Here is a 25,704-nt window from a genome sequence, read left to right as displayed (position 1 = left end):
ATGCGTCTGGCCCTGTTCAACAAGGGGCGACTCGGACTCGTCGACGGCTACGAACTCGTCGATGTGACCGAACAACTCGCCGGCTCCGGCACCCCCGGTGCGGCCGGTGCGCTCCACCAGCACATCGAGTTCGCCGCCCGCGGCGGCGCGACAGAGATCGACCTCACCGGCTGCGCACGCGTCCCGCTCGCCGAGGCAGTCCTGGAAGCCCCCCTACCACGCCCCGGCAAGATCGTCGGCGCGCCGGTCAACTACCTCGACCACAAGGCCGAGATGGAGTACACCACCTCGGTCGCCGACCTCGGCGTCTTCCTCAAGGCGAACTCGTCCGTCATCGGACCCGGCCAGGACATCCTCCTGCCCTACACCGACAAGCGCACTGACCAGGAAGGCGAACTGGGCGTCGTCATCGGACGCACCGCCACGCACGTCAGCGCCGACGACGCGCTGGACCACGTGTTCGGCTACACATGCGTGCTGGACATCACCGTCCGTTCCGGCGAGGACCGCTCCACGCGGAAGTCGTTCGACACATTCACCCCCATCGGCCCCTGGGTCGTGACCGCGGACGAGGTCCCGGACCCGGACACCCTCGATCTGCGATGTGACGTGGGCGGCACCACCAGGCAGCGGACCAACACGGCAGATCTGATCTTCGGCGTCCGTGAACTGATCGCCTACACCTCCTCCGTCATGACGCTGCACCCGGGCGACGTGATCGCGACGGGCACGCCGGCCGGCGTGGGGGCGCTCAGCCACGGCGACCGGGTCGTTCTGGAGATCGAGCAGGTCGGTCGCCTGGAAGTGGGCGTCGACGGATCCCGGGCCACCCCCTACGAGCAGCGTCCCGGGCGCCGAGATCGCTGACGGAACGGCCGCACACGAGGTGGTGCCGCGCACTCGTAGACTCCTGGGCATGCCGGCCGTCGTCTTGGCCGGCACCACCTCGGCGACGGACGAACGGAGCACTGTGGCGCGCGCACTGGATCTGCACAACTACATCGGACACCTGATCCGACGTGCGGAACAGGTACACACCGCTCTGTGGTCCCAGCATGTGTCCCGGGAGATCACCTCCCAGCAGTTCTCCGTCCTGAACGCTCTGCGCCAGAAACCGGGCATCGACCAGCGCACACTCGCGCAGCTCACCTCGCTGGACCGCTCCACGGTCAACCAGATGATCCGCCGTCTGACCGACCAGCGCCATGTGAGTCAGGTGCGGGACGAAAACGATCGCAGACGAACCCTGCTGAGTCTGACCGACCAGGGTGCCGAGCTGCTCGACTCACTGATCCCTCCGGCGGAACGGGTCAACGAGCAACTCTTGAGCTCACTCCCCGCGAGCGAGCGGGCTCTGGCCGTGGAGATCCTCCACAGAATTGCCACCATGGACGACAGGTCGTTCCGCGGCGAGGCGTAACGCCCGGCAATCAGCTGCCTCGGCGACAGCCCACTCGGCACCTGGACATCCCACGCATCAACGCAGGCACGAGATGCCCCACACCCCGGGCCCGGATGAGGAGTCACGTCTTGCCTCACTATCGCATTCCTGACGCAGCCCCGCCCAGCCTGCGGCAGCAGCCGCAGCCCCGCTCGGCCACGGGCACGGGTCCCGTCATCGGCCGCGCCCTGCAGATCCTCGGCACCTTCACGGCCCAGCACCCTCATCTGAATCTGAGCGAACTGGCCCGCAAGGCCGACCTGCCGGTGTCCACCGTGCACCGCATGCTGGGAGAGCTTCTCGCCTGGGGAGCCCTCGAACGGGACGAGCACGGGCGCTACCGCGTCGGACTGCGGTTGTGGGAGGTCGGGTCCCTGGCGCCCCGTACCCAAGGGCTGCGTGAGCGCGCGCTGCCCTATCTGGAGGATCTGGCAGCCCTCACACGCGAGAACGTGCAACTCGCCGTCCGTGATGATTCGGAGATCGTCTTCGTGGAGCGCATAGGCTCCAGCAGCGCCGTGCCGACGCTGACACGCGTGGGCGGCCGGCTCGCCATCACGACTACCGGCGTGGGACTGGCCCTGCTCGCCCACGCCCCGGCTCATGTGCAGGATGCCGCGCTGACCCGACCGCTTCAGCGCCATACCCCCTTCACTTTGACCGACAGCAGTCAGCTCAGGAGGGTCCTCGCGCAAGTGCGGGCGTGCGGCTACGCGGTGAGTGACCGGCAACTGTCTGCCGACACCCTCTCGGTTGCGGCACCCATCACGACCGCCGACGGCGAGGTCGCAGCAGCTGTCTCCCTCGTCGTCCGGCATGGATCCATGCCAGTGGGAGCACTGGCAGATCTCGTCCGAACCAGCAGCCGTGCCATCTCGCGAGTACTTCACACACCTGTTTCCTGAGATGCACGTGTCCGTCACGACTACTTTCCCGGCATACGGAAAAGGCCCTGGTCGCCGGGCGCAGGTGCTCGGAACATGTCTGCGCCGACAGCCGAAGTCACCACAGGCCATTTGCCGCTCTTCGGGCTCCGTCATACCTACCGCAGTCGACAGTGGAGTGCCGCCATGTACATGTTCTTCAGCCGCGTCGTCGCTCAGCGAGTCGTCCGATGAGCGCCTCTTTGCAGGAGGCCCTGGACACGGGTCGCATGAGTCGCTTCCAGTGGCGCGCAATCGTGATCTGTGTGCTTCTCAACACCCTCGACGGTTTCGACGTGCTGGTCATGTCCTTCACCGGGAAGACGATCTCCGGTGAGTGGCATCTGGACTCCGGCACGCTGGGGCTTCTCCTCAGCAGCGGTCTGGCCGGCATGGCGCTGGGCGCCCTCTTCGTCGCCCCCTGGGCGGACCGGATCGGCAGAAGGCCCATCATCCTCGCCGGGCTGATTGTGGCGGCGGTCGGCATGGTGCTCTCCTCGGCCTGCCAGAACTGGCAACAGCTGGGAGCACTGCGCCTCGTGACGGGCGTCGGGATCGGCGCCGTTCTCGCCTGCAGCAACGTCATCGCCGGCGAGTTCGCCTCGCAGCGCTGGCGCGGCCTCGCCGTCAGCCTCAACTCCACCGGCTATGCCGTCGGCGCAACAGTCGGCGGCCTCTCATCCGTGGCTCTCATCGACCACTACGGGTGGCGGTCGGTATTCCTGGTCGGCGGAATAGCCACTCTGGTCGTCGTACCGCTCACCTTCTGGTTCCTCCCCGAGTCCCTTGAGTTCCTCGTCACGAGGAAACCCAAGAACGCCCTGGACAGGGTCAACTCGCTCGCGCGCCGCATGGGACATCCCGAGCTCACCGCGCTTCCCGAGTCGCCCCGAGCCGAGCACTCACGTCCGGCCGGGTTCCGTATTCTGCTCGCAGGGGAGCTACGTCGCCCCACCCTGACGCTCTGGGCAGCCTTCTTCCTGGTGATGGCGGCCTTCTACTTCGTCACCAGCTGGACGCCAACGCTGCTGGTGGAAGCGGGCATGTCCTCGAACCAGGGCTTGACCGGCGGCACTCTGCTCAACCTGGGCGGCATCTTCGGAACGGCACTCCTGGGTGCACTGGCCGCACGCTTCGCCCTGATCAGCGTGCTGCGGACCTACCTCTTTCTGGCAGGAGCACTGGTCTCCGTGTTCGCGGCCTCCACCGATGTACTCGTCCTGGCCTTTTCCCTCGGTGCGGTCATCGGTGTGGCTGTGAACGGATGCATCGCCGGCCTCTACGCCCTCACGCCGAGCGTCTACTCGACGCAGCTCCGCGCCACTGGCGTGGGAGCAGCCATCAGTGTCGGTCGCGTGGGCGCCATCGTCGCTCCCTCCGCGGCGGGTTGGCTGCTCCACTCCGGCTGGACACCACGGGGGCTCTACGTAGCCACTGGTGTCGTATTCGCCGCAGCGGGTCTGCTCCTGTTCACCATGCGCGCGAAGCGGCCCGGAAAGGACACCGCACTCGTGGCGGAGCCCGCTCCCTCGGCTTCATAGCCTTCCGCTGGTCCGGAGAACACGCGGACGACACCCTGAGTTTCTGTGCGCCCTGGACCCGGTGTTCGGTGGCCTCGGCCAGGATGGTCCAGCCGTTCGTGGACTTCCGTCCGGACCATTCCCTGCCTTCCGGCAGCTTCACCTGCTTGGTCTTCGGCAGTCGCTTCGGTCGAGTCACCGCCTGCACGGTCTCCCGACGAGGGCAAGAGCGTGACCGACAGCGGTGTTTGCGTCCCCTCCGAGCAGACGCCCACTGCGGGTCATACCGCTCACGAGGAGGCCAGCTCCCTTCTGTGGAGGGTCGCGGAAGCAATTCGGAAGAGGGCAAGGGCAAGGGCGCTGACGGCGAGGACAGCGAGAGCGACGATCGTGGGGTTCACCCATGCGGGCACGAGGCTGACATGCTCGTTGCACGCGTCGGCCAGCGGGAAGTACGAAGTGCCGTCCGCGCCCGTGCGGTCCCGCCACGCCTGGTCGTAGGTGGTGTGGAGGGTGAGCTCGCAGGTTTCCCGAACGTCCAGACCGCCCGAGAAGATGCCGAAGCCCCACACCATGGAGGCGAGACTCCCGAAGATCAGAGCGGCACCGACAAGTGCGACAGGCTGCTTGTGTGCCGGCGGAGGCCGCTTCGCGCCCCGGCGCAGCATCAGCAGCCCTGCCGGGATGGCCAGGACAAGACCTACAAAGGCGAGGTCGAACATCAGGACGCGGCACCCACCCTTTCGACGATCGCGCCGGCGAACCCGAGCGCTTGCTTCCGGTCGCCGGAGACCGCCGCAGTGTACGACGTCGTACCGAGCATATGTGCGTACGCGGACAACTGAGCTTCGGCCTTCGGGCCCGTCGCTTCGGTCCGCGCCACAGAGTCGTGCATGTGACGCGGTGCCGCAGCGGTGGCGCCCTGGTGGCGCATGAGCCCCCGCTCCCGTTGTTCCAGGCGGCACACCGTCCATGCCGAACAACCCATGCATGCCGTCGGCCGGTAGGCGGCCGAACTCCACGCCCGGTACGCCGACTTCCTGACCATCTGGAGCCCGGGAGGTCACTCCCCGCCGAGCGGAACGCCCTGCGCAACGGGGTGGAACGCGGCGACCGAGCCGCTCAGGGCACCCAGGTCCTACGCCACGGGCGCCTCGCCGAACAAGACCTGATCAGCGAACAAGACCTGATCGGTTCACGGAGTCGAGCAGTCTCTTCGCCGCCGGAAGCGTACTGCCGTCCAGGCGACACAGAGCAAAGATCGATTGACGGCGTCAACAGGTAGGCTGCGTGGTATTTCGCGCAGGCCTCACCCCGCACGGAAGGTCACCCATGCCACAGCCCGACCGTCTCCCCGGGGCGCCCGACTTCCGGATCAAGCTGCCCAATGACGGTGGGGAGGCGCACGGGCATCTGCTCACCGAGTTCGGCGGGAACGGCACGCACAAGTTCCTCCTGCACGAGGGATCGTTCGTGGTGGCTGAGGCATCGCCCAGCCTCCACGCCCACAGACGCCTAATCCGTGCGGAGCTACGGGCGAGCGGCGCGCTGGTCGACGTCCCGGTGGACCCCGACCGGTCCGGGACGCTGCCGCGTTGGGTGGCCACGCGTGACATCCCATGCAACTCCTCTTCCGCCGCTGCCGCGCTGGTGTACGGCTACCACGCCTCCGGGCCGGAGTCCTGGCGAACCGCCGAGGGCCACCCGCTCGCCGACTACCTGTCCACCGCCTGGCGCCCTCCGCGCAAGGCGTGGCTGGTGCGCGGCAACAACGTCTCGGGGCACAACCTGGTGCGGCAGCTGTGGCTGGAGGAGGGGTTCGTCTCGCTCTCCGGTGCGCATCTGCCGCCCCTGGAGGAGAGCGATCCGACCAAGAGCACACTTCGTCGCTTCGTCGAGGACGGGTACGAGGGAGCGGCCTCGTACAACCAGAAGCGCGGGCTCGTCGACGAGTTGCACGGATTTTTGACGCAGATGCGCGTCGGCGACACGGTGGTCACCATAGGCGACGGCCGGCTTCATCTCGGACGGATCACCGGGGAGGCCGTGCAGACCGGTTCCCCCGGCGGCCTGTCCAATCTGCGGCGGACGGTCACCTGGGAGTCCGGCAGCCACCCGTACGAAGAACTGCCGGAGGAAGTACAGCAGAAGCTGTCCGTGCAGCATGACGTCGTCGACCTGACCGGTGTCCTGGAGGCGTTGGACGGGCTCGCCGCTCCCGTCGACCCCGCCGCGCCCGCCGACCCCGCCCTGCAGCCCGTCACCGAGCGGATCGCGCCCCGGGAGCTGTCCCTGCCGGACGTGACCGATGCCCTCACGGCCGACCTCCTCGTCCACGAGAAGGAATGGCTTGAGGAGGTACGTGAACTGCTTGTCGATGAGCGGCAGTTGGTCTTCTACGGCCCGCCCGGCACGGGCAAGACCTATCTGGCGATGAAGCTGGCCGAGCACTTCGGCGGCGGCCCCGAGCAGGTCAAGATCGTGCAGTTCCACCCGTCGTACGCCTACGAGGACTTCTTCGAGGGGTTCCGGCCCGTGGAGGACGACGAGACACACGAGGTCGCCTTCCGCCTGACGGCGGGGCCGCTGCGGGAACTCGCCGATCTCGCCTCCCGCGAGGGCAATCGGCACGTCCCGCACTTCCTGATCATCGACGAGATCAACCGGGCCAACCTCGCGAAGGTCTTCGGTGAGCTGTACTTCCTGCTGGAGTACCGGACACGGTCCGTCCGTCTCACCTACTCCGGAGACGATTTCGCGCTGCCTCCCAACCTGTTCGTGATCGGCACCATGAACACCGCCGACCGGTCGATCGCACTGGTGGACGCGGCGATGCGGCGCCGTTTCGCGTTCGTGGAGCTGTCGCCCCGTACCGAACCGACCGCCGGGCTGCTCGCACGGTGGCTTGAGAGCGAGGGCAAGGACGGGGAACCCGCTCGTCTTCTCGACGCCCTCAACGCCCGCATCGACGACCCGGACTTCGCCATCGGGCCGTCCTACTTGATGAAGCCGGGCGTGTACCGCGACGGCGGCCTCGACCGCACCTGGCGCACGAAGGTCCTCCCGCTGCTGGAGGAGCACCACTACGGCGAGGGGCTCGACGTCGCCGCCCGCTACGGCCTCGACTCGCTGCGCGAGCAGCACCCGTGACCGCGTCCATCACCGCGACCGTGCCGGATGTGACGCTGCGCGAGTACGGGCCCTCGGTCTCCGTCCCGCTGTCCGCCGGGGCCGGGCAAGCCCTTGCCGCCGCCGGGATCCTGCAGAGCGTGACCCCGGATCCCGGCCGGGAGGGGCACTGGCTGCTGCGGGCGGGCAGCCGGGTCGGCGCCGTGCGCACTCCCGGCGGTCCGGTCCTGCGGATCAGGCCCAAGACCCCGGTGAGCCGGCTGTTCTTCCTCCTCGGCTTCAGTCTCGACCCGGCACGTGCCTGGCGCGACAGCCGGGAGGGCACCATCGACACCGGTGCTCACGACGACGTCGTCCCCGCGCTCGCGCACGCCGTGGAGCGGCAGATCGACGCGGCTCTGCGGCAGGGGGTTCTCCAGGGCTACCGCGAAGTGGAAGAGTCCGCGTTGGTCGTGCGCGGGCGGCTGCGCGAGGCCGAGCAGATCCGGCGGCACTTCGGCCGGACGCCGCCCGTGGAGATCTCGTACGACGCGTTCACGACCGACACCGCCGAGAACCGCATACTGCGTGCCGCCGTCGAGCAGTTGCTGCGGATGCCCGGAGTGCCCGGCCCGGTCCGTCGGCGCCTCGCCCATCAGCGCCTGCGTCTCGCCGATGTCCAGCCGCTGGTGCGAGGGCAGGAACTGCCGCTCTGGCATCCGTCGCGCCTCAACTCCCGCTATCAGCCCGCGCTGCGGCTCGCCGAGGCCGTGCTGCGCGACGCCTCGCCGGAGCACCGGCCGACCGGGGCCGAACCACTCGCCGTGGACGGCTTCCTGTTCGACATGAACAAGCTGTTCGAGGACTTCGTCACGGTCGCGCTGCGCGAGGCTCTTCGTGAGCACGGCCTGACCGCGCGGCTCCAGGACCCCCACCACCTCGACCTCGCGGGTCTGGTGAGGATGCGTCCCGACCTCGTCGTCCGCACCGGGGACGGTCGTACTCCGGTCGCCGTGGCCGACGCCAAGTACAAGATCGAGAAGGCCGACGGGCTCCTCAACGCCGACCTGTACCAGGCCCTCGCGTACGCCACGGTGCTCGGCCTGCGCGAGGCCCACCTCGTGTACGCGGCCGGACGGCAGCCGGAGCGCTTCCACGAGGTGCGCGGCACGGCCGCCGGGGGCCGGCCCGGGGTGCGCCTGTACCAGCACAGCCTCGACCTCTCCCGTACGCCTGAACAACTCCTGTCGACGATCCGGGAACTCGCCTTCAAGCTGGCCCCGGCGGCAACGGTGTTGACTTCAAAGCGCAGGGTGCCCCGGGTTTCACGTCCTCCAACTGCGGGAGCACCTCACTCGCGATGAGTTCCAGGTGGTCGAGGTCGGTGAAGTCGGTCAGTCGCAGATGGATCCGACTCGCGCCGATCGCAGCGAACTCGCCGAGCCGCTCGACGAGCTGGGCCGGGGATCCGACCACCGGATCCTCCGGCGGCAGCGCGCTCTTGACGTGCAGCGGGGCGGCCCGCCGCTGCGCCTCCGCGCCGGTACGGCCGATCGCGACCACGACACCGGCCGAGAGCACCAGCGGTGGCCGACCGGTGTCGGCCCTGCCGGTCAGATCGCATGCCTCGACCACCCGCTGGTACGCCTGCGCCGTCTCCGCCACCGACTTGAAAGGCATGTTGAACTCGTCGGCGTACCGGGCGGCCAGCGCCGGGGTGCGCTTGGGGCCGCGGCCCCCGACGATGATCGGCGGCCCCGGCACCTGCACCGGTTTCGGCAGGGCGGGTGCGTCGACCAGCCGGTAGTGGTCGCCGCGGTAGCTGAAGCTTTCGCCGATCGGTGTCCGCCACAGGCCTGTGATTACAGCCAGCTGCTCCTCCAGCCGGTCGAAGCGCTCGCCGACGGCTGGGAACGGGATGCCGTACGAGGTGTGCTCCCGTTCGTACCAGCCGGCGCCGATGCCCAGCTCCACCCGCCCGCCGCTCATGCGGTCGACCTGCGCCACCATCACGGCCAGCGGGCCGGGGAGCCGGAAGGTGGCCGAGGTGACCAGGGTGCCCAGCCGGATCCGGGAGGTCTCCCGGGCGAGCGCGCCCAGCGTCAGCCACGCGTCGGTGGGGCCGGGTATCCCGGGATCGGCGCCCATCGCCTGGTAGTGGTCGGCCCGGAAGAAGCCCTCGAACCCGCCGGCCTCGACAAGTCGTACGAAGCGCAGCTGATCGTCGTAGTCGGCACCGCGGTGCGGCTCTGTGAAGACGCAGATCCGCATGGTCATCGTCCTTCCGCTCCGGCCGGCGTCGACATGTCCCGTTCCGTCAGCAGCTCGTGCAGGTCGGCGCTGCACCGGGCCACTTCGCCGAGATGCGCGGTACGGCCCAGCGTCCTCGGCCGGGGGATGTCGATGTCGACCACCTCGCGGATCCGGCCCGGACGCGGGCTGAGCACCACCACACGGTCGGCGAGCAGCACGGCCTCGTCTATCGAGTGGGTGACGAAGACGACGGTGGCGGAGTTCTCCATGTGGACCCGCTGCAGCTCCACTGCGAGTTCCGCGCGGGTGAGCGCGTCGAGCGCGGAGAACGGCTCGTCCATGAGCAGCACGCGGGGCTCGCCGATGAGCGACCGGCACAACGAGACACGCTGCTGCATACCGCCGGAGAGCTCGTGCGGCCGGTGCTGCTCGAAGCCGCCCAGGCCGGCCGTCTCCAGCAGCCGGTGTGCCCGGGCGCGGTGCTCGGCCTTGCTCCAGCCGAAAATCTCCACGGGCAGCAGGACGTTGTCGAGAACGGACCGCCAGGGCAGCAGGGCCGGCCGCTGGAACAGCATGGCGACGTCCCGCCGGGCTCCGGTGACTCGATCGCCGCCGATGGTGATCTCACCCTTGGTGGCCGGCAGCAGTCCGGCGATCAGCCGGAGCAGTGTGGACTTGCCGCACCCGGACCGGCCCACCACCGCCACGAACTCGCCCTTGGCGATGTGCAGGTCGACGCCTTGGAGCGCCGCCGTCGCACCGGACCGGCTGGTGAAGGTCCGGGACACACTGGTGAGTCCGATCATCCGGCGGTCTCCCCCATCCACTGGCGATCAACGATGCCGTCCGATTCGTAACCCCTGGCCAGGTCAGCCGGACCAGACGGCTCAGCGGTACCTGTCGCCCCTGTCAGCAAATTCTTCGCACCCGGTGTCACACAGGCGGTGTTCTCGTACGCTGTTACCCGCCCGAAGTGTCATGTACTCCGGCGGTTCCGTAACGCCGTTCTGTCTCGACGACCCGCTCCGCCGACGTAGGTCCGCGGCGCGGAAAGGACAACACGGTGCACATGAACAGACTCGCCCGTACGGTCGCCGCGCTGGCCCTGGCAACGGCGCTGGCGCTGGTGTCGGGGTGCGGCGGATCGGACTCCGGCACGGCTGCCGGTGCGGGCGGCACGGTGTTGGAGAAGGTGACCTACCTGACCTCGTTCGGCAACTTCGGCCGGGACGCGTACGCCTGGGTCGCGAAGGACAAGGGGTTCTTCAAGGAGGCCGGCTTCGACGTGGAGATCAAGCCGGGCCAGGGCACCGGCGGCGTAATTCCGGCCGTCGTGAGCGGCCAGGCGCAGTTCGGCCCGATCGACCTGACAGGTGGTCTGCTGCAGATGGGCAGCGGCCAGGCGAAGGACTTCGTCGCGGTGGCCGCCATCCAGCAGCGCACCATGGCCGCGATCGCGACCACCGAGGGCAAGGGCATTGCCGCCCCCAAGGACCTCGAGGGCAAGCGTCTCGCCGACACACCCGGCTCCGTCGTACGCAACCTCTTCCCGACGTACGCCCGACTGGCCGGGATGGACGCCGACAAGGTGACCTGGGTCAACGGCGACGCGCAGACCCTGATGGGCACGCTCGCCAGCGGCTCGGTGGACGGCATCGGCCAGTTCGTGGTGGGCAAGCCGACCATCGAGGCGGTGACCGAGAAGAAGGCCGTCCTGCTGCCGTACAGCGACGTGATGCCTGATCTCTATGGAAACGTACTGATCACCTCGACGGAGATCGCCGAGCAGAAGCCGGAGATGGTGAAGCGGTTCGCCACCGCGCTGCTCAAGGGCCTGGAATACAGCCTGGCCAACTCGAAGGAGGCCGCCGAGATCCTGAAGCGGAACGTGGACGCCACGAACCCGACTGCTGCGGCAGCAGAGTTGGAACTGATGGCCGCGTACGTCACGCCTGGCGGTTCCAGCACCGCGATCGGGACGCTGGACTCCGGAAGGGTAGCCCGAAGCATCGCGATCCTGCAGGGAGCGGGTGCGCTGCCGCACGGCATGACCCCCGAGCAGATCATCGACTTCGACCTCGTACCGAAAGCCTGATCACACTGGTTGCCCGAACGTGTGCTCCCCGCCGGCGGCCGACGCGGAGCACCGGCACTGCCGCCCCGACTCCGCGCTGAGCGGCCCGAGTTAAAGGAGGTGCCGGGCGGCCCAAGGAGGATGGGATGACCGAACTCTCGTCGCCGCAGCAGACCTCAGCGGCGGGCCCGGAGCCGGTGCCACGATCCGGCCTGCAGCGCGGGGCGGGCACTGGCGCCGTGCTGCTGCCCTCGGCCGGGCTGCTGGTCGCCCTCGGCGTGTGGTGGCTGCTGACGTCGGTGCTGGAGGTGATCCACCCGGTGGTGCTGCCTCCGCCCGGTGCCGTGCTCTCGGCGTTCACAGCAGCCCCGGGCCGGTTCCTGGAGCACACCGGCGACACCACGGTGGAGACGGTCGTAGGATTCGTGCTCTCCACCGCCTGCGGATTTCTGATCGGACTGTCACTGGCCGGCTCGCCATTACTGGAGCGGATGTTCACGCCGCTGCTGGTCGCGGTCAACGCAGTTCCGAAGATCGCGCTCGGACCGCTGCTCGTGGGGGCGCTCGGCTGGGGGCAAAAGCCGGTCCTGACCATGGTGTTTCTGCTCTGCTTCTTCCCGATCGTGCTCTCCACCGCGACCGGCCTCACGTCGACCCCGGCGGACCTGGCGGAGCTGGCGCGCTCGCTGGACGCCTCGCGCTGGCAGGCGTTCCGGAAGGTACGGCTGCCGGCCGCGTTGCCGCAGATCTTCGTCGGGCTGAAGACGGCCATGCCACTCGCCGCGATCGGCGCGGTCATCGGCGAGTTCCAGGCCGGTGAGAGCGGGCTGGGCTACCTGATCGTGCAGGCCGGCGGGGTCGGCGACACCGCCACTGCCTGGGCGGCGATCATCCTGATCGGGCTGATGAGCATACTGCTCTACTTCGTATTGGTGCTGATGGAGCGGTTCGCGCTGCCCTGGGTCCGGGAAACCACCTCGCGCGGCTGAGGACGGGGGCTTCCCCCAAGGCCAGGAATTTAGCGATCTGCCGTTGTTTGCAAGGCAGTTGGTGTCCAGGTCGTGGCTGTGTAGAGACCGGGGCCGATCTTGTGGATGAGGCCACTGTCCGCCCATCGGGAGAGTTGCCGATACATGGTGTCCAGCCGGATGTCGCCGAAGCGGGCGGCGATCTCTGCAACTCTCCACAGGCGGTTCGGTCGTCCTGGAGCAGGGCGAGGATGCAGTGCCGACGGCTCTGGGAAGGGACGGCGTTCCGATCGTCGCGCGAGACCGCGGGCAGCGGCGGTTGTTCGGGGCCGGGTTCGAGGACGGTGACGGCGAGCTGGGTGACGGTGCGGCTGTGGTCGGGGCGGCCGTCGTCGCGTCGCTCGCTGTAGCGGGACATCGGGGACTTGACCTTGCGGGTGCTGACCCGGCGCCGACGGGACGGGAGGAGCCGGGCCAGGACCCGTCGGCCGATCAACCCGAGGCCGCCGACCTCGTCGGGCACGATGCCGGCGGCCTGGACGACCTGGTCACGGGCGGTCTGGAGGGCCACGGTGAAGCAGCAGCGGTCCGGGTCGGTGCCGGGTACGGACTCGGCGGCCTCGACCATCACCGCCCGCAACGCCTGGTAGAGCGACAGCAACGCCCAGGCCAGCTGCCCGGCAAGTACCTCGAACAGCGCCCGCATCGGTGCGGTCCCCAGCCGGCGCCGCAGGTCCCGCAACCCCTCCGCGCTCGGCGAGGCCACCGGCATACCCGCCAAGCCGCCGACCAGCTCGTCCCACACCAGCCGGTAGCCGACCTCGGGGAACAGACACGTCGCGAGCAGGAAGTACACCCCGACCCGGGACGGCAGATCACGCAGCCGCCGCTGCACCGTCCGTGTACTCACTCCTCCGGCTTCAGGGCGCCCGTGGCGAGGCCGTCACGGACGACTTCGGCAAGCTGCCTGCTCAGCTCGTCGACCTTGCGCGTGACCTCCTCGAACTCGGACAGGGCCCGGAAGGCGGATCCGTAGCGACGCTGCTCGTCGATGCCCATGCGGCGGATTCGTGACCCCCGGGTGTCGAGGCGGTATGTCCCGCTGGCGCTCGTGGACCGGCGGGGTTTCGTGCCGAGTTCGCTGCGTAGGTCACCCGGCTCAGCGGGGGCAAATGCGGGGGCGCCGGCCGAGCGTCCGTCGGCCGTCATGGGCGGCGTTGGTGGCCGACGTCGCGGGCGAGGTCCAGGCCGAGAACGCGGTCGAGATGGGCGAAGGTCTCGAACTTGGCGCCCGGCGGCACATCGGGCCGTTCCGCCACCTCGGCCAGCAGCGCCAGCACGGCGGCGATGTCGAGATTCTCGGTGAAAGCCGTGTGCGACTGCCGCAGCAGGTCGGTGGGGATCGGTCTGGACGGCTGCTGCGCCCAGTCGGCGACCGATCGCCGCCAGTCGCGCAGTGTCCGGCGGGCCTCGGCGAGCGCAAGGCCGGTGACCGTGACCGAAGTCGCGTAGGGGCGGCCGAGCAGCAGCAGGCGTACCGCCAGCGGGTCGGCGGTCTCCGGAATCGTTGCGTCCAAAGGGCCCTGAAGGCCGGAGAGGTCGGGGGCGTCCTCCGTCGGTGGAGCCGTGGCGACTCGGCCCACTTCGATCAGGGCGCCGCCCCCGGTGTCGCCCGGGTCGGTGCCGGCGGCGGTCACGTGGACATCGGCGGGGCCGCCCAGTGCCGCGTCCGGGCGGTGCGCTCCGACGACGGCGGGGGGATGGATGCCGAGCACCGCCATCACCCGTTCCAGGGCACGGATCTGATTCCGTGTCAGCTCTGGAGTGGTGAGGACCGTGACGACCTGGAGGCCGTTCAGTTCGGCGGTGCGTGCCAGTACGTCGCCGATCAGGGGGACGCGCAGGTGCACGGGGCCGAGCCCGGTGCCGGTGTCCGGGCCCGTGCGGATGTCCGGCAGGTGCACGCAGCTGCGCAGCAGGCGGCGTGGGGCGGCGGGGACTTCCACGAGGTGGCCGGTGCGGGTGTCGGCGATACGCAGCATGACGCGGAGGCTAGTCGCGGGGGCCTTCCGTGTGGGGGAACCCGTGCGGTGTTGTTCGTGTGGATGGCCGTGGTGCCCGGCCCGGTTCACTCCTCCTCCGTCAGCTGCTGGTCGAGTTCGTCGAAGAGCAGCTCGCGGTGGTCGATCTGGCCGGTGCGGTAGGCGGTCCGGGCCACCAGATGGGCGGCCACGGGGCCGGTCATCAGCTGGAAGAAACCGATCAGCGCGAGGGTGGCGAGGTCCATGCCGCTGCGCAGCCGCAGCGCGACCCCGGCGAGGACCAGGAGCATGCCGAGGGTCTGCGGTTTGGTCGCGGCGTGGCTGCGGGAGAGCACATCGGGCAGCCGCAGCATCCCGATCACGCCGAGCAGGCAGATCGCCGCGCCGATGAAGACCAGGACCGCGCCCGCCAGGTCGAGGATCTGGAGCCAGGCGTTCACCGTGATTGCCCCTCGGAGCTGTCGCGGCCGTCCCCGTTCGCGCCGTGTCTCGGCGGCCGGTCGCGTACGGCGATGAAGCGGGCGATGCCGACCGATCCGGTGAACCCCAGGAACGCCAGCACCAGCATGATCGGGAAGTAGAACGAGTCGCGCGCGAAGGCGGACTTGGCGCCGAGGCCCGCGATGATGAGGGCGGCGCACACGTCCAGCGAGATGGCCCGGTCCAGCATGGAGGGGCCCCACCAGATCCGGGCGAGGAGCCCTGCTCCGGCGACGACGATCACCACGACGGACGCGGTGAGCAGCACCCGGTCGACGGTCTCCGGCACGTTCATGCGGCGCCCTCCCTGTCGGGTGGTGTGGTCGGAGGCGGTGGTGCGGCGACGCGGGCGATCTCGTCGGGGGTGCCGAAGGCCCGTACGGTCAGCCGTTCGAGGCGCCAGACGGAGCGGCGGGCCGCGTCGAGTGCGGCGGGCCGGTCCGCGTCGAGGACGTGCAGGAAGACGGTGGCCGTGGCGCGGCGCACCTCGACGACCGATCCGCCGGGCACATTGGACACGGCGACGGCGGTGGCCGCGAGCATCAGGTCGGAGCGGCAGCGCAGTGGTACCGCGATGACGGCGGCCCGGTGCGGGTGGTCCACGAAGATCTGCCGGGTGACACGTACGCCCGAGGTGTACATGTCGTAGAGCAGATATCCGGCGAGCATCAGGATGCCCCAGGGGTGCAGGCGCAGCCCGAGGTCGACCCGGGGCAGCGGGAAGGCCAGGCAGACGGCGACCGCGACAACCGCGCCGGTGAGCACATTGACCGGGTTCGGGCTGGACCAGAGCAGCACCCAGATGAGGGTGAGCCAGGCGATCAGCGGGAGGTCGAGCACGCGCCGTCGCCGACCGCCGAACTCGCAGCTGAAGGGCGGCAGGTCCTTGCCCCGGAAGGACAGTGTGATCAGGCGCTTCACCGGCCGAGCACCGCCTGTGTGTAGGGCGCCCGCGCGATGAGTTCGGCGGCGGCGCGGTCGGTGTAGGAGGTCAGCGGTCCGGCGAGGACGGTGAAGGCGAGGCCGAGTCCGATGGCCGCCGCGGTCGCCCCGGTCATCGGCCGCGGCAGTTTCGTCGTGGTGGTGACGGCATGGCCGTGCAGGGTGGCCGCGACCGCCCGTCCGGCGGGCTGGTGGCGGGGGTGGACCGGTTCGTCGCCGGTGCCGGGGATGCGGTCGGGGCCCTCGTCGGCGTCGGTGTCGCCCTCGTCGGAGTCGGACTCCAGGACGGTGCCGTACGCGGCCTGTCCGGGAGGTGTGGCCCGCCAGAACGCCAGGTTCCAGACCTTGGCGATCACGTACAGGGTGAGGAGGCTGGTCACCGCCGACCCGGTGACGAGGATCCACGCCCAGACTCCGCCGTCGGCGACCCCGGCCCGCATCAGCCCGAGTTTGCCGATGAAACCGGAGAGCGGCGGGATGCCGGCCAGGTTCATGGCGGGGACGAAGAACAGCGTGGCGAGCAGTGGGGCGGCCTTGGCGAGGCCGCCGATCCTGGTGAGTTCCGTGGTGCCGCTGCGGCGTTCGATCAGCCCCGCCACCAGGAAGAGCGTCGTCTGGACGGTGATGTGGTGGGCGACGTAGACGATCGCGCCGCCGTACGCGTCCCGGGTGGCGAGGCCGATACCGAAGACCATGTAGCCGATGTGGCTGATGAGGGTGAAGGAGAGCAGCCGTTTGAGGTCGGTCTGGGCCACGGCTCCGAGGATGCCGACGACCATCGAGGCGAGTGCGGCGGCCATCAGCAGATCGCCGAGCCGGTTGCCGGGGAAGAGCAGTGTCTCCGTACGCAGCATGGAGTAGACGCCGACCTTGGTGAGCAGTCCGGCGAAGACGGCGGTGACCTGGGCGGGCGCGGTCGGGTAGGAGTCGGGGAGCCAGGCGGCGAGCGGGAAGACGGCGGCCTTGATGGCGAAGACGGTGAGCAGCATCGCCTGGATCAGGGTCTGGACGCCGAGCGGGAGTTCGGGGAGGCGGACGGCGAGCTGGGCGAAGTTCGCGGTGCCGGCCGCCGCGTACGTCATGGCGATGGCGGTGAGGAACAGCATCGACGAGAACAGCGAGATGATCACGTAGGTGGAGCCCGCGCGGATGCGGGGTCCGGTGCCGCCGAGGGTGAGCAGCACGAAGCTGGCGACCAGCATGATCTCGAAGCCGACGTAGAGGTTGACGAGGTCGCCCGCGAGAAAGGTGCAGGAGACCCCGCCGACCAGGATCAGATAGGCGGGGTGGAAGACCGCCACGGGTGTCTCCTCCTCGCGGTCGGCCATGCCCTGGCCGAGGGAGTAGACCAGCACGCAGAGCGTGACGGCCGAGGAGACGGTCAGCATCAGTCCGGACAGCCGGTCGGCGACCAGGGTGATGCCGAGCGGCGGTGCGAAGTCGCCGAGGTGGACGGTGAGCGGGCCGCGGGTGTCGGCGACGATCATCAGGGTGACGGAGAGCCCGAGTACGGCGGTGAGCACGGCGACGCTGATGAGGCGCTGGACCTGTTTGAGGCGGGTGCCGAAGGCGAGGCTCAGGCCGGTGGCGCAGAGCGGCAGCAGCACCGGCAGGGGGACGAGTGCGTTCATCCGGTGGCTCCCGGGTCGGCGTTCGGGTTGGGCTGCGGTGATGCGTAGTCCTCGGGGTCGGCGCCCAGTACGTCGTGCCAGAGGTCTCCGGTGGCGTAGCGGCCGCGGGCCTGGAGGGCACGGTCGGCGCGCAACCGGGCCCGCAGGCGGCGGCGCTCCTCGCGGTAGCGGGTGCGTTCCTCGTCCGTGACTTCGGGGGCGGCCCGGTAGCGCTCGCGCAGTTCGTCCCGCTCCCCCAGTACCTCGGCGCGCAGCGCGATGCGACGGTCCTCCAGGTCGTCGTGGACCTCGTCGGTGCCGGTCAGCTGGTTGCTGCGGTAGGCCATGGCGAGGAGGAACGCCGTGGTGGCGAGGGTGATGACGATCGCGGTGAGCGCGATCGCCTGCGGCAGCGGGTCGGTGACCCGTCCCAGCGGGACGCCGTAGAGGAGCGGTTCCTCACCGGCCCGTCCGCCGGCGGCCAGGACGAGCAGGTTGATGCCGTTGCCGGCGATCACCGCGCCGAGCAGGATGCGGGTGAGCGGCCGGGTGAGCATGAGGATGCCGCCGACCGCGCAGAGCACCGCGGCGGTGGCCAGGAGGGAGGCGCTGACGGTCATCCGGGGGTGCCTTCCGTTCCGGGTGCCGGTCGCGGTGGTGCGGCGGTGCTTGCGGCGGCCGCCTTCTCGGCTGCCTCGCGCTCGATCTGACGGTCGATCTTGGCGCCGAGCGCGCGCACGATGTCCAGCACCACGCCCAGAACCAGCAGATAGACCCCGAAGTCGAAGAGGACGGGTGTACCGATGTGGTACTCGCCGATCAGCGGCAGCCGGCCGTGGTGGGTCCAGGCGTGCAGGACCGTTCCGTCGGCGAGGCCGAGCAGGGCGATGCCGGTGGAGACGAACAGTCCGATGCCGGTGAAGAGTCCGGGCTGGAGCGGGGCCGCCTCGGCCAGTTCGAACCGGCCGCCCGCCAGGTAACGGGTGATCAGGGCGAGCCCGGCGACGAGTCCGGCGACGAAGCCGCCGCCCGGCATGTTCTCGGCGCAGAACAGCAGATAGAGCGAGAGCACCAGGACCGGATGGAACAGCAGCCGGGCCACGACCTCGAAGACGACGGAGCGGTGTTCGGGTGCCAGCGTCGAGCCGGCCGCCAGCCAGTCGCGCTCCGGCGCCCCTTCGACGCCCCGCGGAAGTCCCGTCAATCCGGGTGTCGTCAGCGACCATGCGGTACGTCCCCGTACCTCTTCGCGCGGCAACGATCCCTCGGTCCGGCGGTGCAGATAGAGCAGGCTCGTCACACCGACCGCCGCCGCGGCCAGTACGGCGGACTCCCCCATCGTGTCCCAGGACCGCAGGTCGACGAGGATGGTGGCCACCACGTCCTTCAGGCCGTGGTGGGAGACCTCCTCCACCATGGCCGCGCCCGCCGGGGCCGCGGAACGGGCGGCCGCCGCGACCCACACCACCACGCCGAGCGTCGCCGCCGCGGCCAGTGCCACCGGGATGCGCACGGCCCGCCGCCAGGTGCCGGCCGGCTCCTGGAAGTGCACCGGCATCCGCCGCAGCACCAGCACGAACACGATCATCGACACGGTCTCGACGCAGAACTGGGTGAGCGCCAGGTCCGGGCCGCCTTGGACGACGAAGAGCAGCGCCGCGCCGTATCCGGTGAGCCCGGCCAGGACCACGGCCTTCATCCGGCGTCTGACGGTGAGGCAGAGGAGCGCGGCCACGCAGGTCAGCACGGCGACGGCGCCCTGCAGGGGGACGTCCCAGATCCTCGGGGCGGCTGCCGTGCGCCAGGGCCGGTCCACGACGAGGACGGTGAGCTGGCCGGCCAGCATCACGAGCAGGGTGGTGGCGAGGTAGACGGAGAGCGAGCCGCGCTGCACGAAGCCGGTGAGCTGGAGGGAGAGCCGTTCCATGCCGAGCAGCAGATGGCCGAAGACGTTGTCGGCGGTCGGCCAGGCGATCCGCCGGGAGAACCGGGTCACGGTGGCGCGCCCCATGAAGAGCACCACACCGCCCGCGACGGCGACGGCCGAGAGCAGCGGGGCTGTCCCGAAGCCGTGCCAGAGCGCGAGGTGGTAGGGATGGGCGGACGGGGGGAACGCGTCCGCGTAGGCGCTGAACAGCCGGTCGGTCCATCCGACGCCCGGCCCCAGCACCAGCCCGCAGAGCGCGAGCAGGGCGGGCGGTGCGAGGAACGACCGGCCGACCCGGTGCACCGGGGTGTCCTCGGCCCCGGGCTTGCGGGCGAAGGCGCCCCAGACGAACCGCAGGGTGTACGCGACGGTCAGTGCCGAGCCCGCGACCGTGACGCCCAGCGCCCAGCGGTCGGCGGCCGATCCGTGCGACAGCGCCTCGAAGGCGGCCTCCTTGGCGGCGAAGCCGAGCAGCGGGGGCAGGGCCGCCATGGACGCGGCGGCGAGCACCGCCACCGCGCAGACGTGCGGCAGGGCCCGGCCGACGCCGGAGAGCCTGCGCAGATCGCGGGTGCCCGCCGCGTGGTCGACGATGCCGGTGACGAGGAACAGCGGGGCCTTGAACAGCGCGTGGGCCAGGATCATGACGGCGGCGGCCAGTGCGGTGTCCCGGTTGCCGGCCCCGGCGAGCAGGGTGAGGAAGCCGAGCTGGCTGACGGTTCCGTAGGCGAGGAGCAGTTTGAGGTCGTGCAGGCGCAGCGCCCGCCAGCCGCCGAGCAGCATGGTCGCGGCGCCGAGGACGATCACGACGGGCCGCCAGACGGGCACGTCCGCGAAGCCGGGCGCGAGCCGCGCGACCAGGTACACGCCGGCCTTCACCATCGCGGCGGCGTGCAGATAGGCGCTGACGGGGGTGGGCGCGGCCATGGCGTTGGGCAGCCAGAGGCTGAACGGCCAGACCGCCGACTTCGACAGGGCCCCGCACAGGATCAGCAGCACCGCGACGGAGACGGCGAGGGTGGTTCGGGGCGGGTCGGCGAGGATCACGGAGATGCGGTACGTGCCTGCCGCCCGACCGATGATCAGGAAGCCGACGAGCATGGCGAGGCCGCCGAGGGTGGTCACGGTGAGTGCCTGGAGCGCGGAGCGCCGGCTGTGTTTGCGCTCGCTGTCGTAGCCGATCAGCAGGTACGAGAAGACCGTGGTCAGCTCCCAGAACACATAGAGCGAGATCAGGTCGTCGGCGAGGACGAGTGCGAGCATGGCGCCCGCGAACGCCAGCAGATTCCCGGCAAATCCGGCCAGTTGCGGGGTCTCGTCGGTGAAGTACGAGGTGCAGTAGAGCAGGACGAGGGTGCCGATCCCGGCCGCGAGCAGCACCATCAGCTCGGCGAGCGCGTCGAACCGCAAGACGACGGTGACGTCGTAGGCCGGCATCCACTGCCACGACCAGGTGACCGCGCCGCCGGACGCCGCGGTGTTCCACTGCGTGGCCGCCCACACGGTGGCGGCGGCCGGTGGCAGCGCGAGGACGACGAAGGCGCGCCTGCCCAGCATCCGTACCAGCGGGCGCGCACAGGCGGCCAGGACGAAGTGGCAGACGATGAGCGCGGTCATACGGCCCCGGTGGGGGTCCCGCGCCCGCCCCGGTCGGGCGTCCGGGGCCTGGGCGATGCATCACGGGCAAAGAGCACTAAATACAGATATAGCCCCGACCGCGCTACACCCTTACGGCGCGCCGCACCCGGCAGTTCAGGATGGCTGTGGCGGCGCCGTGCGTGACCGGTGATGCACTTGTGAGCCCGCTTTCTTTTCATTTTTTCACTGTGCCTAGTATCTATCCGTCGAAGTTCTCAACGGATTTGACCAGTCCTGAGGCTGGCATCATCAAGGAGCACGCCCTGCGCACGCGCGCCTCACGGCGGACCGAGTCGACCACCATGTCGCTGCGGACAGCCCTGCTCGTTCTGGCCATCGTTCCCGGTGTCGCACTGGCCGCCCTCTGGGCCGTCACCAGTGGTCAGACCTTGCTGGACTTCCAACGCCAGGCAGCCCAGGGACAGTTGGCGCAGAAGGCCGGCCAGCCGTCCAACATCGTGTACTACAACCTGCAGCAGGAGCGCCGGCTGAGCGCCGAGGCACTCGCCCGGCACAAGGGCGCCACCGGCGAACTCCAGCGGCAGCGCAAGCTGACCGACGAGGCCGTCGAGAGCTTCCAGGCGCTCTCCGACGTGGCGACCGACGACGCCCCCGCCGAAGTCCGTGACGCGGTCGGCAAGGCCCGCGAGGCCATCAATCAGCTGCCCGCCCAGCGCGCCCTCGTCGACGACGGCGGCAGCGACCAGCAGAAGGCCGTGTACGGCTACTACACGGATCTGATCGCGGTCGACCTCCAGCTCTTCGCGGCGCTCAGCCATGTCGACAACGGCCGGATCACCACGCTCTCGCAGCCTCTGGTCGACCTGTTCTGGACCAAGGAGATGATCTCCCGTTCGGACGCCCTGCTGGCGCGCGGCTGGTCCGAGGGGAAGCTGAGCACCAAGGACCTGAAGCTGGTCCGGGAGGCGGTTTCCGGCCAGGAACTCCAGTACTCCACCAAGGTCGTTCCCCAGCTGCCCCCGGACGAGAAGGCGATGTGGGAGGAGATCACCCGCAGCGCGGCCTGGAAGACCAAGACGCAGGTGGAGAACGATGTGCTGCGTCCGGCCGAGGCCGACGCCGAGGGGTTCGTCGCTCTCGACGCCGAGGAGAAGACCTGGCGCACGGCGATGGACGAGCTCACCCCGCAGATCGAGAAGCTGCTGGAGCACCGCACCGCCCTCGTGGTCGAGGAGGGCAAGGGCAGTGTCATGTCACTGCTGTTCAAGATGGTGCTGACCACGGTCGTCGGTCTGCTGGCCGTGATCGCGGTCATCTGGACCACCTGGCGCCTCACCCGTAACCTCCGCCGCCGGATCGGCAGTCTGCAGGAGCGGGCCGAGGAACTGGAGAAGGCACTTCCGGATGTCGTCGAGCGGCTCGCCCAGGGCGAACGGATCGATGTCGAGGCCGAGGCGCGTGCCATCGAGCACGACGGCAAGGGCGGCAAGAGCGACGAACTGACCCGGCTCGGCGAAGCGCTCAACCTCGCGCGCACCAGTGCGCTGGCGGCGGCCGTCAAACAGGCCGACCAGCACCGCGGCTTCGAGCGGCTGCTCCAGCGCATCGCCCGCCGCACCCAGCAGTTGATCGGCCAGCAGCTGAAGAAGCTGGACGAGCTGGAGCGCAAGCACGAGGACCCCGAGGTGCTCGACGGTCTCTTCGACCTCGACCACCTCACCGCCCGGCTGCGGCGGTACGAGGAGAACCTGGTGATCCTCGCGGGCGGTTCCCCGCACCGGCGCTGGCGCAAGCCGGTTCCGCTGCTGGACGTGATGCGCTCCGCGCAGGGCGAGGTGCAGGACTACCGGCGAGTGGTGCTGGACCTCGACGGCAGCCCCTGGCTGTCGGAGCGGGCCGTCGGCCCGGTCTCCCACGTGCTCGCCGAGCTCATCGAGAACGCGCTCAGCTTCTCCCGGCCGCCGAGCCCGGTCGAGGTCAGGGCCGCCAAGGTGAGCCGCGGCCTCGCGATCGAGGTCGAGGACCGCGGCCTCGGGATGGACGAGGACCAGCTGGCGGCGGCCAACGAACTCATGGTCCACCCGCCCCGGATGGACGTGCTCGCCCACTCCGACGACATCCGTCTGGGTCTGTACGTGATCGCCCGGCTCGCGGACCAGCACGGCCTGCGGGTGGAGTTCCGCTCCTCGGCGTACGGCGGTACCCGCGTGGTCCTGCTCGTCCCCGACGAGCTGACCGTCCCCGAGCCGAGGAACGGCCCGGTCGGTGTGCCGTCCCCCGCCGCCGCACCCGACGCGCCCGCCGCCCCCGCGGCCCCCGTCGCCACCCCCGCGCCCGGCGACGCGCTGCCCACCCGCGTACAGGGTCAGGCGCTGGCCGGAGTCACCGCGCTGAACACGGCGGGCGTCCCGTACGCCACCGCCGAGCAGCCGTACCCGGCACCGGAGCAGCAACAGCCCTACCAGCCGGCCGAGACCCCGTTCGCGGGCCAGGAACACGAGGCCCCGTTCGCCGGCCAGGAACAGCCGTACGCGGCACCGGAGCCAGCGAACCCGGCGCCCGGCGGGGCATTCGCAGCGCCGGCCGGCCCCTACGCCGCACCGGCCGCGCCGTACGCCACGCACGAGGCCCCGTACGGCCCGGCCGAGCAGCCCTACATGACGGCCGCGGGTCAGTACCCCGTGGACCAGCCCCCGTACACGGCACCCGAGGAGCCGTACGGAAATCCGCAGCAGCCGTACGCCACCCCGTACCCCTCCGGCACCGGGGCGGCCCCAGCATCCCCGCCGATCCCGGCGCCCACGCGGTCCGGTCCGGAGAGCATCCGGCCCGCCCCGCTGCCGGTGTCCGAACCGGACCACCCCGCACCGCCGGAGCCGGAGGCCGTCCGCGCCCGGAGCACCGAGCACGGGTCCGAGCCGCCCGCGCTCCCCGCCCCCGGCTCGGAACCCCCGTTGCCGCGCCGGGTCCGGCAGGCCAGCCTGGCCGACGAACTGCGCATCGCCCCGGCCGCCCGGCCCGCCGCACCGCAGTCGCCGAGCCGGCCGGAGAATCCGCTGCCACGACCGGAGCCACGCCGGGCCGGAGCCGCGATCGGGGCGTTCCAGCGCCGGTCCCGTGCCGCCCGCGCGACCGACGAGGCATCGCAGCAGTCCGTACCCCCCGTCATCCCCCAGCCCACGAGAGAAGAACGGCCATGACACGCACAACCGCCACCCACCAGGATCTCGACTGGCTGCTCGACGGCCTGGTGGACTCGGTGGCCGAGACCCGGCACGCCGTCCTGCTGTCCGACGACGGACTCGTGGTGAGCCACTCGCGCACCATCGACCGGTCCGACGCCGAACGGCTGGCCGCCATCTGCACCGGCCAGCAGAGCCTGGCCCGCGGCGTCGGCCAGCTCTTCAACGGCGGCGGCGTGCACCAGGTGATCGTCGAGCTGAACGAGCTCTGGCTCTTCATCATCGCCGCCGCCCAGGGCACCCACCTGGCCGTGATCGCCTCCCAGGAGGTGGACGCCGAGATCATGTCGCTCGCCATGCACAACCTCGTGCAGCAGGTCGGCCAGAAGCTCAGCACCCCGGCCCGCGGTGGGTTCGACGCCTTCGGCAACGGGGACGGGCAGCGCGCGTGACCCCGTACTGGGAGGACGAGGCCGAGGAGGACGGGGCGGGCACGATGGTGCGCCCGTACACCATCACCCGGGGCCGTACCGCTCCCGAGCGGGACGACTTCAGCCTCATCACCGTGCTCACGACCGCCCAGGACCCCCGGGACGAGCACGGTGCGCCGGTCCGGCCAGGGAGGCTCCAGCCGGAACACCGGATGATCCTGGAGCGCTGCCACCGCCCGGCCGCGGTCGCCGAGGTCGCCTCCGACCTCGGCCTCCCGGTGTCGGTGACCAAGATCCTGCTGGCCGACCTCGTCGCCCAGGGCCTGCTGCTGGCCCGCGCCCCGCTCTCGGTGGCGCGGGTGGCGGGCGGGGCCGACATGGGCATGCTGGCCGCCGTTCGTGACGGACTCCGGAGACTCTGAACCAAGATGACAAGCAGTCAGGCGGCCCCCGCCGCCGTCAAGATACTTATCGCCGGAGGCTTCGGCGTCGGCAAGACCACCCTGGTGGGCGCGGTCAGCGAGGTCGCACCGCTGCGCACCGAGGAGTACCTGACCAAGGCCAGCATCGGCGTCGACGACCTGGCCGGCGTCGGCCAGAAGGACACGACCACCGTGGCGCTGGACTTCGGCCGGATCACGGTCAGTTCCGAGCTGGTGGTCTACCTCTTCGGCACCCCCGGCCAGGAACGCTTCTGGTTCATGTGGAACGACCTGGTCAACGGGGCGCTCGGCGGAGTGGTGATCGCCGACACCCGCAGGCTGGAGACGAGCTTCGCCTCGATCGACTTCTACGAGAGCCGGGACATCCCGTTCGTGGTCGCGATCAACTGCTTCCACGGCCACAACACCCGTACACCGGACGAGATCAGGGCCGCTCTCGACCTCGACCCGCACGTACCGCTGCTGATCGGCGACGTCCGCGAGCGGCCGTTCGGCCGGGACGTGCTGCTGGCCCTGGTGGACCACCTGATGACTCTGCCCGCCGCGGCCGGCTGACCGTCCGCTTCCTCCCTGAGAGGCTGTCGGGTGACCTCCGACCGGGCGGCCACGCCCTGGTGCGCACGCTTCCCGCGTTGTCGTCGGTCGCCAACGCTCCGCGTTGACTCCCTCCTCCGCCTTGGAACCGCTCGCACCGGACCGCGTCCGCCTTCCGATCCGAGGTCACCCGACAGCCTCCGAGGCCTCTTCGTTCGGATCACGCC

24 protein-coding genes are annotated in these 25,704 nt (G+C 70.2%); 12 read left to right on the top strand and 12 right to left on the bottom strand.

Going from position 1 to position 25,704, the window contains the following annotated elements:
* The 4 genes from ACWCQ6_RS08760 (at nucleotide 1) to ACWCQ6_RS08745 (ending at nucleotide 3,905) form a co-directional block, all read left to right on the top strand.
* Nucleotides 1–867, top strand: coding sequence for a fumarylacetoacetate hydrolase family protein (locus ACWCQ6_RS08760; RefSeq protein WP_451086885.1), 867 nt, complete (start codon nucleotides 1–3; stop codon nucleotides 865–867).
* A gap of 49 nt (nucleotides 868–916) precedes the next feature.
* The gene (locus ACWCQ6_RS08755; protein WP_451086883.1) at nucleotides 917–1,420 is read left to right on the top strand and encodes a MarR family winged helix-turn-helix transcriptional regulator; all 504 of its coding nucleotides are present in this window, start codon (nucleotides 917–919) and stop codon (nucleotides 1,418–1,420) included.
* Nucleotides 1,421–1,530: 110 nt separating this feature from the next.
* Nucleotides 1,531–2,346 carry an IclR family transcriptional regulator gene (locus ACWCQ6_RS08750; protein ID WP_451086881.1) on the top strand — a complete coding sequence of 272 codons (816 nt, stop codon included), beginning with the start codon at nucleotides 1,531–1,533 and terminating at the stop codon, nucleotides 2,344–2,346.
* A 248-nt stretch (nucleotides 2,347–2,594) separates the two neighbouring features.
* Entirely contained in the window at nucleotides 2,595–3,905 is a 1,311-nt protein-coding gene (locus ACWCQ6_RS08745; protein WP_451086879.1) for an MFS transporter, read from the top strand.
* 269 nt (nucleotides 3,906–4,174) lie between these two features.
* On the opposite strand, the gene ACWCQ6_RS08740 is transcribed toward ACWCQ6_RS08745, so the two are convergent.
* The gene (locus ACWCQ6_RS08740) at nucleotides 4,175–4,606 is read right to left on the bottom strand and encodes a hypothetical protein (RefSeq protein ID WP_451086877.1); all 432 of its coding nucleotides are present in this window, start codon (nucleotides 4,604–4,606) and stop codon (nucleotides 4,175–4,177) included.
* A 610-nt stretch (nucleotides 4,607–5,216) separates the two neighbouring features.
* Between ACWCQ6_RS08740 and ACWCQ6_RS08735 the strand changes: the two genes are divergently transcribed.
* Together ACWCQ6_RS08735 and ACWCQ6_RS08730 are read left to right on the top strand one after the other, a co-directional pair.
* Nucleotides 5,217–7,034 carry an AAA family ATPase gene (locus tag ACWCQ6_RS08735; protein WP_451086875.1) on the top strand — a complete coding sequence of 606 codons (1,818 nt, stop codon included), beginning with the start codon at nucleotides 5,217–5,219 and terminating at the stop codon, nucleotides 7,032–7,034.
* Complete coding sequence (locus ACWCQ6_RS08730; protein WP_451086873.1) at nucleotides 7,031–8,356, top strand: McrC family protein; 1,326 nt, start codon at nucleotides 7,031–7,033, stop codon at nucleotides 8,354–8,356. Before ACWCQ6_RS08735 ends, ACWCQ6_RS08730 begins: the two co-directional genes overlap by 4 nt.
* On the opposite strand, the gene ACWCQ6_RS08725 is transcribed toward ACWCQ6_RS08730, so the two are convergent.
* Both ACWCQ6_RS08725 and ACWCQ6_RS08720 read right to left on the bottom strand, forming a co-directional pair.
* Nucleotides 8,262–9,263: an LLM class F420-dependent oxidoreductase gene (locus ACWCQ6_RS08725; protein WP_451086871.1), complete on the bottom strand. Its 1,002-nt coding sequence runs from the start codon at nucleotides 9,261–9,263 to the stop codon at nucleotides 8,262–8,264. The two genes, ACWCQ6_RS08730 and ACWCQ6_RS08725, sit on opposite strands and share 95 nt — an antisense overlap.
* A gap of 2 nt (nucleotides 9,264–9,265) precedes the next feature.
* Nucleotides 9,266–10,051, bottom strand: coding sequence for an ABC transporter ATP-binding protein (locus ACWCQ6_RS08720; protein ID WP_451086869.1), 786 nt, complete (start codon nucleotides 10,049–10,051; stop codon nucleotides 9,266–9,268).
* 263 nt (nucleotides 10,052–10,314) lie between these two features.
* Here ACWCQ6_RS08720 and ACWCQ6_RS08715 point away from each other — a divergent pair, with 263 nt between their 5' ends.
* Both ACWCQ6_RS08715 and ACWCQ6_RS08710 read left to right on the top strand, forming a co-directional pair.
* Nucleotides 10,315–11,340: an ABC transporter substrate-binding protein gene (locus ACWCQ6_RS08715; RefSeq protein ID WP_451087062.1), complete on the top strand. Its 1,026-nt coding sequence runs from the start codon at nucleotides 10,315–10,317 to the stop codon at nucleotides 11,338–11,340.
* Nucleotides 11,341–11,465: 125 nt separating this feature from the next.
* Nucleotides 11,466–12,308, top strand: a complete 843-nt coding sequence (locus tag ACWCQ6_RS08710) for an ABC transporter permease (RefSeq protein WP_451086867.1) — start codon at nucleotides 11,466–11,468, stop codon at nucleotides 12,306–12,308.
* Here ACWCQ6_RS08710 and ACWCQ6_RS08705 read toward each other — a convergent pair.
* The 9 genes from ACWCQ6_RS08705 to ACWCQ6_RS08665 all read right to left on the bottom strand — a co-directional run bounded on the left by ACWCQ6_RS08705 (nucleotide 12,208) and on the right by ACWCQ6_RS08665 (nucleotide 20,905).
* Nucleotides 12,208–13,197, bottom strand: coding sequence for a transposase domain-containing protein (locus ACWCQ6_RS08705; RefSeq protein WP_451086865.1), 990 nt, complete (start codon nucleotides 13,195–13,197; stop codon nucleotides 12,208–12,210). The genes ACWCQ6_RS08710 and ACWCQ6_RS08705 overlap by 101 nt on opposite strands.
* Complete coding sequence (locus ACWCQ6_RS08700) at nucleotides 13,194–13,346, bottom strand: hypothetical protein (protein WP_451086863.1); 153 nt, start codon at nucleotides 13,344–13,346, stop codon at nucleotides 13,194–13,196. Before ACWCQ6_RS08700 ends, ACWCQ6_RS08705 begins: the two co-directional genes overlap by 4 nt.
* 146 nt (nucleotides 13,347–13,492) lie before the next feature.
* Nucleotides 13,493–14,329 carry a hypothetical protein gene (locus ACWCQ6_RS08695; RefSeq protein ID WP_451086861.1) on the bottom strand — a complete coding sequence of 279 codons (837 nt, stop codon included), beginning with the start codon at nucleotides 14,327–14,329 and terminating at the stop codon, nucleotides 13,493–13,495.
* 86 nt (nucleotides 14,330–14,415) lie between these two features.
* On the bottom strand, nucleotides 14,416–14,769 hold the full coding sequence (gene mnhG / locus ACWCQ6_RS08690) for a monovalent cation/H(+) antiporter subunit G (RefSeq protein ID WP_451086860.1): 354 nt from the start codon (nucleotides 14,767–14,769) through the stop codon (nucleotides 14,416–14,418).
* Nucleotides 14,766–15,104, bottom strand: coding sequence for a monovalent cation/H+ antiporter complex subunit F (locus ACWCQ6_RS08685; RefSeq protein ID WP_451086858.1), 339 nt, complete (start codon nucleotides 15,102–15,104; stop codon nucleotides 14,766–14,768). The genes mnhG and ACWCQ6_RS08685 overlap by 4 nt, the downstream gene beginning before the upstream one ends.
* Nucleotides 15,101–15,730, bottom strand: a complete 630-nt coding sequence (locus ACWCQ6_RS08680) for a Na+/H+ antiporter subunit E (protein WP_451086856.1) — start codon at nucleotides 15,728–15,730, stop codon at nucleotides 15,101–15,103. The genes ACWCQ6_RS08685 and ACWCQ6_RS08680 overlap by 4 nt, the downstream gene beginning before the upstream one ends.
* The gene (locus ACWCQ6_RS08675) at nucleotides 15,727–17,382 is read right to left on the bottom strand and encodes a Na+/H+ antiporter subunit D (protein WP_451086854.1); all 1,656 of its coding nucleotides are present in this window, start codon (nucleotides 17,380–17,382) and stop codon (nucleotides 15,727–15,729) included. The genes ACWCQ6_RS08680 and ACWCQ6_RS08675 overlap by 4 nt, the downstream gene beginning before the upstream one ends.
* Nucleotides 17,379–17,981, bottom strand: coding sequence for a Na(+)/H(+) antiporter subunit C (locus tag ACWCQ6_RS08670; RefSeq protein ID WP_451086852.1), 603 nt, complete (start codon nucleotides 17,979–17,981; stop codon nucleotides 17,379–17,381). The genes ACWCQ6_RS08675 and ACWCQ6_RS08670 overlap by 4 nt, the downstream gene beginning before the upstream one ends.
* On the bottom strand, nucleotides 17,978–20,905 hold the full coding sequence (locus ACWCQ6_RS08665) for a Na+/H+ antiporter subunit A (RefSeq protein ID WP_451086850.1): 2,928 nt from the start codon (nucleotides 20,903–20,905) through the stop codon (nucleotides 17,978–17,980). The genes ACWCQ6_RS08670 and ACWCQ6_RS08665 overlap by 4 nt, the downstream gene beginning before the upstream one ends.
* A gap of 245 nt (nucleotides 20,906–21,150) precedes the next feature.
* On the opposite strand from ACWCQ6_RS08665, the gene ACWCQ6_RS08660 reads away from it, so the two are divergent.
* From ACWCQ6_RS08660 to ACWCQ6_RS08645, 4 genes are read left to right on the top strand one after another with little or no spacing between them, the layout of a single operon-like run.
* Nucleotides 21,151–24,087: a nitrate- and nitrite sensing domain-containing protein gene (locus ACWCQ6_RS08660; RefSeq protein WP_451086848.1), complete on the top strand. Its 2,937-nt coding sequence runs from the start codon at nucleotides 21,151–21,153 to the stop codon at nucleotides 24,085–24,087.
* Entirely contained in the window at nucleotides 24,084–24,521 is a 438-nt protein-coding gene (locus ACWCQ6_RS08655; protein ID WP_451086846.1) for a roadblock/LC7 domain-containing protein, read from the top strand. Before ACWCQ6_RS08660 ends, ACWCQ6_RS08655 begins: the two co-directional genes overlap by 4 nt.
* A complete protein-coding gene (locus ACWCQ6_RS08650) occupies nucleotides 24,518–24,922 on the top strand; it encodes a DUF742 domain-containing protein (protein ID WP_401529497.1) in 405 nt (134 codons plus the stop codon). Before ACWCQ6_RS08655 ends, ACWCQ6_RS08650 begins: the two co-directional genes overlap by 4 nt.
* Nucleotides 24,923–24,928: 6 nt before the next feature.
* The gene (locus tag ACWCQ6_RS08645; protein ID WP_451086843.1) at nucleotides 24,929–25,498 is read left to right on the top strand and encodes a GTP-binding protein; all 570 of its coding nucleotides are present in this window, start codon (nucleotides 24,929–24,931) and stop codon (nucleotides 25,496–25,498) included.
* Nucleotides 25,499–25,704: the final 206 nt, after the last annotated feature.

Source organism: Streptomyces sp. NPDC001880, assembly GCF_053594575.1.
Note: the sequence above shows the minus strand (reverse complement) of the source record. Positions and strands in the feature narration are given on the sequence as shown.

Excerpts from the sequence above, each read along its gene's own strand:
- ACWCQ6_RS08710 (WP_451086867.1), top strand. The coding sequence starts at position 11,466 with ATGACCGAACTCTCGTCGCCGCAGCAGACCTCAGCGGCGGGCCCGGAG.
- ACWCQ6_RS08740 (WP_451086877.1), bottom strand. The coding sequence starts at position 4,606 with ATGTTCGACCTCGCCTTTGTAGGTCTTGTCCTGGCCATCCCGGCAGGG.
- ACWCQ6_RS08725 (WP_451086871.1), bottom strand. The coding sequence starts at position 9,263 with ATGCGGATCTGCGTCTTCACAGAGCCGCACCGCGGTGCCGACTACGAC.
- ACWCQ6_RS08700 (WP_451086863.1), bottom strand. The coding sequence starts at position 13,346 with ATGGGCATCGACGAGCAGCGTCGCTACGGATCCGCCTTCCGGGCCCTG.
- ACWCQ6_RS08675 (WP_451086854.1), bottom strand. The coding sequence starts at position 17,382 with ATGAACGCACTCGTCCCCCTGCCGGTGCTGCTGCCGCTCTGCGCCACC.
- ACWCQ6_RS08745 (WP_451086879.1), top strand. The coding sequence starts at position 2,595 with ATGAGTCGCTTCCAGTGGCGCGCAATCGTGATCTGTGTGCTTCTCAAC.
- ACWCQ6_RS08645 (WP_451086843.1), top strand. The coding sequence starts at position 24,929 with ATGACAAGCAGTCAGGCGGCCCCCGCCGCCGTCAAGATACTTATCGCC.
- ACWCQ6_RS08720 (WP_451086869.1), bottom strand. The coding sequence starts at position 10,051 with ATGATCGGACTCACCAGTGTGTCCCGGACCTTCACCAGCCGGTCCGGT.
- ACWCQ6_RS08670 (WP_451086852.1), bottom strand. The coding sequence starts at position 17,981 with ATGACCGTCAGCGCCTCCCTCCTGGCCACCGCCGCGGTGCTCTGCGCG.
- ACWCQ6_RS08685 (WP_451086858.1), bottom strand. The coding sequence starts at position 15,104 with ATGAACGTGCCGGAGACCGTCGACCGGGTGCTGCTCACCGCGTCCGTC.
- ACWCQ6_RS08695 (WP_451086861.1), bottom strand. The coding sequence starts at position 14,329 with ATGCTGCGTATCGCCGACACCCGCACCGGCCACCTCGTGGAAGTCCCC.
- ACWCQ6_RS08665 (WP_451086850.1), bottom strand. The coding sequence starts at position 20,905 with ATGACCGCGCTCATCGTCTGCCACTTCGTCCTGGCCGCCTGTGCGCGC.
- ACWCQ6_RS08760 (WP_451086885.1), top strand. The coding sequence starts at position 1 with ATGCGTCTGGCCCTGTTCAACAAGGGGCGACTCGGACTCGTCGACGGC.
- ACWCQ6_RS08655 (WP_451086846.1), top strand. The coding sequence starts at position 24,084 with ATGACACGCACAACCGCCACCCACCAGGATCTCGACTGGCTGCTCGAC.
- ACWCQ6_RS08735 (WP_451086875.1), top strand. The coding sequence starts at position 5,217 with ATGCCACAGCCCGACCGTCTCCCCGGGGCGCCCGACTTCCGGATCAAG.
- ACWCQ6_RS08755 (WP_451086883.1), top strand. The coding sequence starts at position 917 with ATGCCGGCCGTCGTCTTGGCCGGCACCACCTCGGCGACGGACGAACGG.
- ACWCQ6_RS08715 (WP_451087062.1), top strand. The coding sequence starts at position 10,315 with ATGAACAGACTCGCCCGTACGGTCGCCGCGCTGGCCCTGGCAACGGCG.